The organism is Actinomadura logoneensis (assembly GCF_003428695.1).
Taxonomy (GTDB): Bacteria; Actinomycetota; Actinomycetes; order Streptosporangiales; family Streptosporangiaceae; genus Spirillospora; species Spirillospora logoneensis.
Genome location: NZ_QURH01000050.1, coordinates 19,049 through 28,742, shown reverse-complemented (window position 1 = coordinate 28,742; position 9,694 = coordinate 19,049). Strand labels below are relative to the sequence as shown.

At 73.1% G+C, this 9,694-nt stretch carries 10 protein-coding genes; 8 read left to right on the top strand and 2 right to left on the bottom strand.

Annotation, left to right across the window (positions count from 1 at the left end):
• The 6 genes from DZF91_RS39350 to DZF91_RS02845 all read left to right on the top strand — a co-directional run.
• A partial coding sequence (locus tag DZF91_RS39350; protein ID WP_199486361.1) for a hypothetical protein occupies positions 1 to 878 on the top strand: 878 nt, incomplete at its 5' end.
• Positions 879 to 1,234: 356 nt separating this feature from the next.
• Positions 1,235 to 2,218 (top strand): 3-oxoacyl-ACP synthase III family protein, encoded by a 984-nt coding sequence (locus DZF91_RS02865; RefSeq protein WP_235834032.1) that lies wholly within the window; start codon positions 1,235 to 1,237, stop codon positions 2,216 to 2,218.
• Positions 2,218 to 2,970 carry a glycosyltransferase family 2 protein gene (locus DZF91_RS02860; protein WP_117355952.1) on the top strand — a complete coding sequence of 251 codons (753 nt, stop codon included), beginning with the start codon at positions 2,218 to 2,220 and terminating at the stop codon, positions 2,968 to 2,970. The genes DZF91_RS02865 and DZF91_RS02860 overlap by 1 nt, the downstream gene beginning before the upstream one ends.
• A gap of 11 nt (positions 2,971 to 2,981) precedes the next feature.
• The gene (locus DZF91_RS02855; RefSeq protein ID WP_117355951.1) at positions 2,982 to 4,277 is read left to right on the top strand and encodes a cytochrome P450; all 1,296 of its coding nucleotides are present in this window, start codon (positions 2,982 to 2,984) and stop codon (positions 4,275 to 4,277) included.
• A complete protein-coding gene (locus DZF91_RS02850; protein WP_117355950.1) occupies positions 4,274 to 5,896 on the top strand; it encodes a class I adenylate-forming enzyme family protein in 1,623 nt (540 codons plus the stop codon). Before DZF91_RS02855 ends, DZF91_RS02850 begins: the two co-directional genes overlap by 4 nt.
• Entirely contained in the window at positions 5,893 to 6,783 is an 891-nt protein-coding gene (locus DZF91_RS02845; protein ID WP_117355949.1) for an NAD-dependent epimerase/dehydratase family protein, read from the top strand. Before DZF91_RS02850 ends, DZF91_RS02845 begins: the two co-directional genes overlap by 4 nt.
• A 495-nt stretch (positions 6,784 to 7,278) precedes the next feature.
• On the opposite strand, the gene DZF91_RS02840 is transcribed toward DZF91_RS02845, so the two are convergent.
• Positions 7,279 to 7,686, bottom strand: a complete 408-nt coding sequence (locus DZF91_RS02840; protein WP_117355948.1) for a YybH family protein — start codon at positions 7,684 to 7,686, stop codon at positions 7,279 to 7,281.
• A gap of 58 nt (positions 7,687 to 7,744) precedes the next feature.
• Between DZF91_RS02840 and DZF91_RS02835 the strand changes: the two genes are divergently transcribed.
• Positions 7,745 to 8,134 carry a winged helix-turn-helix transcriptional regulator gene (locus DZF91_RS02835; protein WP_117355947.1) on the top strand — a complete coding sequence of 130 codons (390 nt, stop codon included), beginning with the start codon at positions 7,745 to 7,747 and terminating at the stop codon, positions 8,132 to 8,134.
• Between the two features lie 284 nt (positions 8,135 to 8,418).
• On the opposite strand, the gene DZF91_RS02830 is transcribed toward DZF91_RS02835, so the two are convergent.
• Positions 8,419 to 8,796: a winged helix-turn-helix transcriptional regulator gene (locus DZF91_RS02830; protein WP_117355946.1), complete on the bottom strand. Its 378-nt coding sequence runs from the start codon at positions 8,794 to 8,796 to the stop codon at positions 8,419 to 8,421.
• 49 nt (positions 8,797 to 8,845) lie between these two features.
• On the opposite strand from DZF91_RS02830, the gene DZF91_RS02825 reads away from it, so the two are divergent.
• The gene (locus DZF91_RS02825; RefSeq protein ID WP_117355945.1) at positions 8,846 to 9,523 is read left to right on the top strand and encodes an NAD(P)-dependent oxidoreductase; all 678 of its coding nucleotides are present in this window, start codon (positions 8,846 to 8,848) and stop codon (positions 9,521 to 9,523) included.
• The last annotated feature ends 171 nt before the right edge of the window (positions 9,524 to 9,694 follow it).

Genomic DNA, 9,694 nt, shown 5'->3' with positions numbered 1-9,694 from the left:
GGGGCGGCCGTCCGCGGGCGGGCCTGCCGCGCCCGCCGCGCCGGACGGGCGGCGCGTCCGGCGGCGAGGCGATGAGCCACCTGAAGGCGTCCGCGCTGGTCGGAGGCGTCGTGCTGCTGCTCGGCGGAGCGGCGACCGGGATGTGGTGGCTCGGACGCGACGACTCGCCCGGCCCGTCCTCGGTCACCTTCCGGCTCCAGAGCCCGACGCCCACGGCGACGCCGCCGTCCGACCCGTTCGCGGGCAGCCCGGCCGCCGCCTACGAGGACGGCGAGGCCGGGCTCGCCATGCCCGCCGCCAAGGCCACGTCCGACCTCACCCGGACGGAGGTCGAGGCCGCGTACGCCAGGATCAAGCGGATCCTCGTCGCCGCCGACCTCACCCCCGCCACCGTCTACCTCGGCGACACCCGGCCCCTCGAAGGCGCGCTCGACCCCGGGCAGGCCAAGGGCCTGGCCTCGCGGCGCGCCTGGATGAACGCGTTCGCCCCCGGCAGCGTCGTCGCCGCGACCCCCGTCGTGAAGGTGCACGGCACGGTCACGCCGTCCCCGTCCAAGGACGGGATGAGCGTCAAGACGGACCACAACTTCGTGTACGCCGTCCATCCGCCGAAGCGTCCCGACCGCGTGCAGCGGGTGGTCGTCCGCCGCACGGTGACCTTCACGGTGACGCGCCGGGACGGCGAGGTCGGCGTCTGGGTGAGCCGGATCGGACGGTCCGCCGCGCCCGTGCCGTGCTCGTCCCGCGGCGACTGGATCCGCCCGACCTTCCCCGGCGATCCGGGCGGCGGCGACAGCACGGGCCGCCTGGAGGACCCCTACGACCTGTCCAGGCCGCCGAATTTCGACGGCGGATGCGGCCACGTCACCGGCACCTGAGCCGCGCGCGGGCGGCTCCCGCGGAGAAGACCGTCGTTCCGGAGCCCGACCGTGCCGCCCGACGGTGCTGCCCCGGCCGTGCCGCCCCGACGGGTGCCGCCCCGACCGTGCCGTCGCGCGGTCGCCGGACGGGCCTCGGGACGAACCCGCATCCCGCGACGACCCCTGGCCTGGCGTGACTGCTGGACGCCGACGTTCCGAAGGCCGGGATCCCGGACGGTCTCCTTCATCCGCGCAAGTACTCAGACCGGGATGAGTGCATCACGCAGCCGGATTCCGTACCCGGCCCCTGGCGGGAGGACCGGCGGGAGGACGACGCTGAGGGTGAGCGAACACGACCGAGACCGGGGGACACCGTGATCAGAGCCCGCATCGCCGGTGCGGCCTCGTACCTGCCCGAGACCGTGCTGACCAGCGCCGAGGTCGAGGCGCGGATCGAGGGGTACCGGCCGCACCCGACCATCGTCGAACGGATGACCGGGATCCGCGCCCGGCACGTCATGCGGCCCGACCAGCAGGCGTCGGACCTGGCGGCCGAGGCCGTCCGGCGGCTCGGGACCGACCCGGCGGGCGTGGACCTGCTGGTCTTCGGGTCCGCGTCCCAGGACCTGGTGGAGCCCGCGACCGCGCACATCGTCGCGGACAAGATCGGCGTCTCCTGCCCGGTCTTCGACGTCAAGAACGCCTGCAACAGCTTCCTGAACGGGCTGCAGACGGCGGACGCGCTGATCCGGACCGGCCAGGCCGAGAGGGTGCTGGTCTGCACAGGCGAGTCACCGTCGCGGGCCGTCCGGTGGCGGGTGCGCGACCGGGCCCAGTTCGTGGACGCGTTCGCCGGATACACCCTCTCGGACGCGGGCGCGGCGGTCCTCGTGGAGGCCGACCCGGACGGCCGGGGCATCTTCCACCGCGACTTCGCCGCCGTGTCGTCGGCGTGGCGGATCGGGACGCTGCCGGGCGGCGGGTCCATGCGCCCCCGCGACCCGGACGCGACGTACTTCAGCGGCGACGGCCGGCGGCTGAAGGACGCGTTCCTGGCCGCCGGTCCCGAGATCTTCCTGTCCGCGCTCGAGAAGAACGGCCTGACCTGGGAGGACTTCGCCGTCGTGGCCGTCCACCAGGTGACGGTGCCGTACCTGGAGGTGCTGCGGTCGGTGCTCGGCATCCCGGCGGACCGGCTCGTGGTGACGCTGCCGGAGCACGGGAACATGGCGTCCGCGACGCTCCCCGTGCAGCTCGCCGCCGCGTGGCGGGACGGCCGCTGCGGCCCCGGCGACCGGGTCGCGATGATCGGGCTGGCCGGCGGCGTCAGCCTCGGCGTGATCTTCATGGAGCTGTGATGGACCTCTGGGTCGTCGTCCCCGCCTACAACGAGGAGCGCTCGATCGGCGCGACGCTGCGCCGGCTCGCCGAGCAGACCGACCCCGGTTTCACGGTGGTCGTCGTCGACAACGCCAGCACGGACGGGACGGCCGCCGTCGTCCGGGACTTCGCCGAGGCGCATCCGAAACCCGAGATCCGGATCGTCCGGGAGCCGGTGAAGGGCACCGGGGCCGCCGCCGACACCGGCGTCCGGCACGCGATCTCCGCCGGGGCGACCCACGTCGCCCGCACCGACGCCGACTGCCTGCCCGGACGCGGCTGGGTCGCGGCGGTGAAGCGCGCGTTCGACGACGGGCTGGAGATGGTCAGCGGACCGCTGCGTCCGCGCACCGACGAGTTCCCGCTGCGGGCGTGGGAGCGGTGGCTGCTGCCGTCCGTGGTCGGGCTCGCCGCGACGTTCGGGCGCTTCCGCCCGGGCAACCAGGACCCGCTCTACCTCGGCCCGTACGTGATGATGCCGGGCTGCAACGTCGCGATCGACGCCGACCTGTACGTGCGCGCGGGCGGCTTCCCGCGCACCCGCATCGAGGACGTCCACGAGGACCGCGCGCTGGTCAACCGCGTCCGCTACCTGACCGACCGCTACGGACTGCGCTCCGACGTCGTCGTCTACGGGTCCGTCCGCCGACTGCGCGCCTTCGGGCTGCTGCGCACCCTCGGCTGGTACGCCGACCACCGCTACCGGCCCGCCGTCGTCGACATCCGCTGAAGGGGGACCATATGGAACCGCTTCGGTCCTCACCCCGGCCGAACCGGGTGGCGCGGTTGCGGCCGGGCTGGGAGGCGCGGCTGTACATGGCGGCGCATCCGGTGGCGTATCCGCTGCTCCGCGGCCTGTCCCGGCTGGGCCCGGCCGTGCGGGTGCCGGGGGTCGGCGTCGTCGTGAACGACGCCGAGTGCGCGCGTGCCGTCCTGATGGACGGCGAGACGTTCCGCAAGGACGGTCCCGGATCGCCGGGCGACCTCTGGACGCCGGTGCTCGGGCCGTCCGTGCTGCTCAACATGGAGGGCGACGCGCACCGCTCGCTGCGCCGCCGCCTCGCGGAGCTGTTCACGCCCGGCTATGCCGAGACCCTGGTGGACGACGTCCTCGCCGGTCCGCTGCGGGAGGTGTCGGCGCGGCTGGAACGCGGCGAGTCGGTCGACGTCGTCGCCATGATGCGCCTGATGGCGGGCGCGGTGATCAGCCGGGTCATCGGTCTGGAGACCACCTCCGAGGACGACCACCGGTCGCTGTTCGAGGCGGGCGAGCGGATCGTCGCGATGGTGTCGCTCCGCACCCGCCGCCTCTCCCCGGCCCAGATCGCCCGCGCCCGCGCCGTCCTCGACCCGCTGGGCGACATCGCGGCGAAGGCGTACGCGGAGGGCTCGTCCACGACCGTGATGGGCCGGATGCGCGCGCTCGGCCTGTCGGAGGACGAGGCGCGTGGCGCGGCCGGGGCGTTCTTCCTCACCGGCACCGAAACCGTCGCGACGCTCGTGCCGCGCCTCATCGCGCTGCTCCACGACACCGGCACCGCCGTCGCGCTCGGCCAGGAGAGCACGGCTCCCGCCTCGCTTGCGATGTCCGGGTGCCCGGATGCTGGGGCGGGCCGTGCCCCGGCGTCCGCGTCGTCGGGGGCCGTGGCGCTGGACCGCGCGATCGACGAGGCGATGCGCGTCACCACGCCGACGCCCGTGATGCTGCGCAGCGTCCACGCCGAGACCCGGATCGCGGACGTGCCGGTGCGGCCGGGCGACCGCGTCCTCATCGCGACGCACAACTGCTGCCGCGCGTACGGGCCGTTCGACTCGTCCCGTCCCATGCCTCCTGAGCTGCGGAGACTCTGGTTCGGGGCCGGGCCGCACTTCTGCCTCGGCTACCCGCTCGCCATGGCCGAGATCCGGGCCGTCACCCGCACGCTGCTGGCCGGCGGCCCGCTGACGATCACGCATCGGAGCGCCGCCCGGGGCGTGCTGATTCCGACATACCGTCGGCTGCGCGTCCGGCGCGCCGGGGAGGGGAACGCTCGATGACGCTGATCGCAAGGCTCCTGGAACAGGCGGCGCGCACGCCGTCCGCGGTGGCGCTCGTCGCGGGGGACGGGACGGAGCTGACCTACGGCGAGCTGCGCCGCCGGGTCCTGGCCGTCCGGACCGGGTTGCGGGCGAACGGCATGCGGGCGGGGGACGGTGTCCTCTTCTCGGTCCGTCCGTCCCCGGACAGCCTGGTGCTCGCGCTCGGCGTGGTCGCCGCCGGGGGAGTGGTCGTGTTCGCCGACCCCGGAGCCGGCCCGGAGATGTTCGCGGCCCGGCTGCGCCTGGCGTCCCCGCGCTGGTCGGCCGCCGAGTCCGTGCTGTACGCGGCGAGCCGCCTGCGGCCCGTCCGCGCCCTGGCCCGCCGCCGCGGCCTCCTCCTTCCGCACCTCGCGGACCTCCCGCTCCGCCACATCCACGTCGGCCGCCGCCTCCCCGGCGTCCCGCGCGGCTCCCTGAGCCTGGACGCGCTCCTCGCCACCGCCGTGCCGGAGACCTCCACCCGGGACGTCCTGGTCGCCGGCCGGGGAATGCCTCTTCCGGGACGGGCTCCGACACTGCCGGGTGCGGAAGCGGCGGGTTCGGACGTGTCCGGCTCGGACGTGTCCGGCTCGGACGTGTCGGGTTCGGACGTGTCGGGTTCGGACTTCGAGCTGGATCCGGACGCGCCGGCGGCTGTCATCTTCACGTCCGGAACCACCGAGAAGCCGCGGGCGGTCGTCCACACGCAGGCGTCGCTCGCCGCCGCGCTCGACCTCTTCCGGGAGCGGCTGCCGCTCGGGCCGGGGGATGTCGTCCACACGGACCAGCTGATGCTGGGACTCCCCACGCTGGTCTCCGGCGCGCGCTGGTCGATGCCGCCGCTGTTCGCGTCCCCGAGGCGGTTCGCGTTGCAGCTCCGCGAACGCGGCGCGACGCACACGTTCTGCGTCCCGGTGCACCTCGCGGAGATCCTGGACGTGGAGCCGTCCCTGCCCAGGTCACTGCGGTACGTCCTGCTGGGGGCCGCGCCCGCCCCGGCCGGTGTGCTGAGACGCGCCGTCGAGGCCGCGCCGCACGCCGAGGTGCTTTCGGTTTACGCGATGACCGAGATCCTGCCCGTCGCCATCGCGTCAGCCACGGAGAAGCTCGCCCACACGGGCGGCGGCGACCTCCTCGGCACTCCTCTCGTCGGTACGCGCGTGGCGTCGGACGGCGAACTCTGGCTGTCCGGCCCGAACCTGTGCCGCGGCTACCTCGGCGAGGCCCCGATCACCGAACTCCCCACGGGCGACCTCGTCCGCAGGGAAGGTGACCGGCTGGTACTCATCGGACGCAAGAAGGACATGCTCATCCGCGGCAAGTTCAATTTGTACCCGGGGCTGTACGAACCCGCGATCAGCACCCTGGACGGCGTGGACGAGGCCGCCATCGTCGGCGTCCCCGACGCCGAGACCGGCGACGAGCAGGTCGTCCTCGCGGTGACCGGGACCGCCGACCCCGCCTCCCTGCGCCGCCGCCTCCCGCAGCTCATCGACCACGACGCCCTGCCGGACCGGATCGTCGTGCTGCCGTCCCTGCCCCGCTCCGGCCGGACCCGCAAGCTCGACCGCGACCTGCTGCGGGAGGCCGTCCGATGAGGATCGCCGTCACCGGGGCGACCGGCTTCGTCGGCGGAGCCGTCGCCCGCGCCCTGGCCGCCGACCACGAGGTCATCACGTTCGGACGCCGACCCGGCCACCGCTTCTGGGACCTCACCCACGGCCCGCTGTCCGCACCCCCTCCCGTCGACGCCGTGATCCACTGCGCGGGCAGCGTCACCGACTGGGGCCGCGCCGCCGACCTCTTCGCCGTCAACGTCCTGGGCACGCGCAACGCGCTCGCCACCTGGCCGGACGCCCGGTTCGTCCACGTCAGCACGGCCAGCGTCTACGACCCGTACGTCCCGCACGACATGACCCCCGAGTCGGCCGGACCCGCGACCCGCCACATCAACGCCTACGGCGCGTCCAAGGCCGCCGCCGAACGCCTCGTGCTGCGCCGCCCCGACGCGGTCGTCCTCCGTCCACACGCCGTCTACGGTCCCGGCGACACGACGCTGCTGCCCCGCGTGCTGTCCGCCGTCCGAGGACCCGTCCTCCCCGCCGTCGGCACCGGCCGCCAATGCGTCAGCCTCACGTCGATCGGCAACCTCGTCCACGCCTGCCGCCAGGCACTGACCGCCCCACCGGGCGTCTACAACATCACCGACGCCGCCCCCGTTCTTCTCGACACCGCCCTACGCACCCTTCTCGCCGAACGGGGCATCCGCGCGCGCCCCATCTACCTCCCCCACCGTCCGGCCAAGGCCGTCGCGACCCTCGCCGAAGCCGCCTACCTCCTGGCCCGCATCTCGCACCCGCCCCGCCTGACCCGCTACGCCATCAGCCACCTGGCCCAGGACCGCACCTACGACATAACCGCCGCCCGAACCGCCCTCGCCTACACCCCGACCCCCACCTCCTTCAAAAACGCCGCCACCTGGTAACTCCACCCTTCACCAGAACACCTCGCTACCCGTTCTGTGCGTGCTGTGCGTGGCCGCCTGACTCACGCATGCGGTTTGCCGCCTGGTGATCCCACTGACTCACGCATGCGGTTTGCCGCCTGGTGATCCCACTCCTCGCCAGAACGCCTGGCTACTCGGTCGGCGTGCGTTATGCGGACGCGTGGCCACCTGACTCACGCGTGCGGGTCGCCGCCACCTGGTAACCCCACGCCCAGCCCGCCAGAACACCTGACTACGCGCTCGGCGCGTGCTGCCAACGAATGGCCATCCGATTCACGCATGCGGTTTGCCGCCGCCTGGTGATCCCTCGCCTCTCGCTAGAACGCCCGGCTACTCGGTCGGCGTGCGTTATGCGGACGCGTGGCCACCTGACTCACGCGTGCGGGTCGCCGCGGCAGACTTGGGGCGCGGGGCGGCGAGCACCTGAGGACAGGCGGGGGCGCTGTGACGCTGACGTGCGTGGCCCGGCTTCATTCACTTGCTGCTTGGTGCGTCTGTGTCTCCTCTGGCCGTGCCGAAGGGATTGTCGATGATGTAGCGCCAGCGGCCGTCCGCTCCTCGGCGGGCGACGTCGGTGGCGGTGCCCTCGATGTGGGTCCGGACGCCGTCGGGTCCCACACCGTCGATGACCCAGTCCACGACGAGCAGGGCGAGGTCGTCCGTCGCGTAGACATGCCTCGGCTCGACAGCGATGGGAAGGCCGAGACCGACGAAGTCGGCGTTCGCCGCCAGTGCCGCTTCGCCGGTCAGCGCCGTCCCCGGCGTGGGGACGAACGCCGCGCCGTCCTCGTACACCTCCGCCAGTGCCTCCAGATCACCGCTGTTGAACCGCTCGGCGAACACCGAAGGCACGTCCTCGGGACGCTCGGCGAGACTCCGCATTTCACGAACCACCTTTGCCTGGGAAACTGCAGCGGAACGGACGTTAGGAGGCGTTTTCGTGGCTCACCAAACGGTTGGTCACCCGGGCCAGCCAGGGCTCCCGGACGACCCGCACACGCGGGTCGCCGAACCGACACCGTCCTGCCCGGTCGAGATCACCCTCGCCGCCCTGCGCGGACGTTGGACGACCCTGGTGATCCGCGAACTGCTGCGCGGCGAACGCACCTACAGCGAGCTGCGCCAAGCCCTTCCTGCGCTGTCGGACAAGGTCCTCTCCGAACGGCTCGCGCACCTGTCCGGCGCCGGCGTCCTCACCCGCCGCCGCACGGCGGGCTGGCCGCCGTCCACCCACTACGCCCTCACCGACCGTGGAAGAGACCTGGGCCCCGTCCTCCAGGCACTCTGGAACTGGGGCTCCAACCCCCCACCCCCAAGCGACGCCCCCTGAGCGACGCCCCGACCACTACCGCCCCAACCAGCGCTCCACCACCACACCCCAGAACCTGCGCACCTCCCACCCACGCCGCCACCCCACCCATGCGGCCCGTGCGTCCGCGCTGCCCACGCTGCCCAGCCCGGCGTGCCGGTTGCGCTGCCCGTGCTGCCCGCGCTGGTGCGCTGACGAGGTTGGTGGGCCGGGCGGGGTGTGGCGCTGCTTGGGGTGCGGTGTCGGTCGGTTGGTGATTGGCGGTGTCTGCGGGTTGCCCGAATGGTGGTGGTTGTCTGAGGGGGTTAGGGAGTGGGGGTGCGGCGGGACGCCTGGTAGGCGGCCTCGTGGGCGTCCACCAGTTCGTCCCAGTGCTCCTCCGCCCAGGCGCAGGCGGCGTTGAGGGGTTCCAGGAGGCTGCGGCCCAGGGGAGTGAGGGCGTACTCGACGGAACGGGACCGCTCCTGGCGGGAGACGAAACCGCTCTGTTCGAGGGTGCGCAGCGAGTGCGTGAGGGACTTCGGGGTGATGCCGCGGAGGGGGACGCGCAGCTCCGAGAAGCGGCGCGGGCCGTCCTCCAGACAGCGGATGATCATCCCTGCCCACTTGTCGCCCACGCGGATGGGGGTCAGGGGGGACGGGCAGAGCTCGTCGAACATGTCCGCCTTGAGAGGCTCGCGCATGCGTTCACGGTATCCAAGGGGATACCTCCCTTCTGGTTAACGTCCTGCCATGACCGAGATCACCGTTTTCGGGGCCGGCGGACGGGTCGGCCGCGCCGTCGTCCGCGAGGCCCTTGCCCGTGGCCACCGCGTCACCGCCGTCGTTCGCGATCCGTCCGCTCACACCAGCGTGGCCGATGAGGCGACCGGCGACCAAGCCCGCGCCCAAGCTGTGGATAACTCCGTGGCCACCACTTATGTGCGTGGCGACATCACCGACGCGGACGCCGTCGCGCGCCTCACCCAGGGCAGGGACGCCGTGGTGAACGCCGCCGCCGACCTGGCCGCCGACCCCGGCGAACACTTTCCGGCGGCCAACAGGGCACTGCTCGCGTCCAAGGCCCCGCGAGTGGTCGCCGTCGGCCTGGGGGCGTACCTGGCCGCGGAAGACGGCCCGATCTGGATGGATCTGCCCGCCTTCCCGTCGGAGTTCCGGCCGTTCTGCGAGGGGCATCTCGCCGGCGTGGACGTCCTCCGCAAGGGCGGGGACGACCTGGACTGGCTGGTCCTGAGCCCGTCCGGCGACTTCGACCACGAGGCCGCCCGCACCGGGGAGTACCGGGAAGCGCCGGGCTCCCCGACGAGCCGCATCTCCGTGGCCGACTTCGCCATCGCCGTCCTCGACCAGATCGACGCGCCGTCACACACGCACAAGCACGTGGGCGTCGAAGGTCCTACGCGTCCATAACGCCCCTGGCACCAACGCGCATGAGGCAGCCCCAAAGCTGCCTCATGCGCTTCCAGCCATGTCTCCACCATGTGCGGACACCCGGCACCGATCCCTACGCGGACGCCCTCGTCCCTGCGGACGTGTTGACCGGCTCACGTAGCGGTCGGGTGCTCTCCGCTGGTCCGCGCT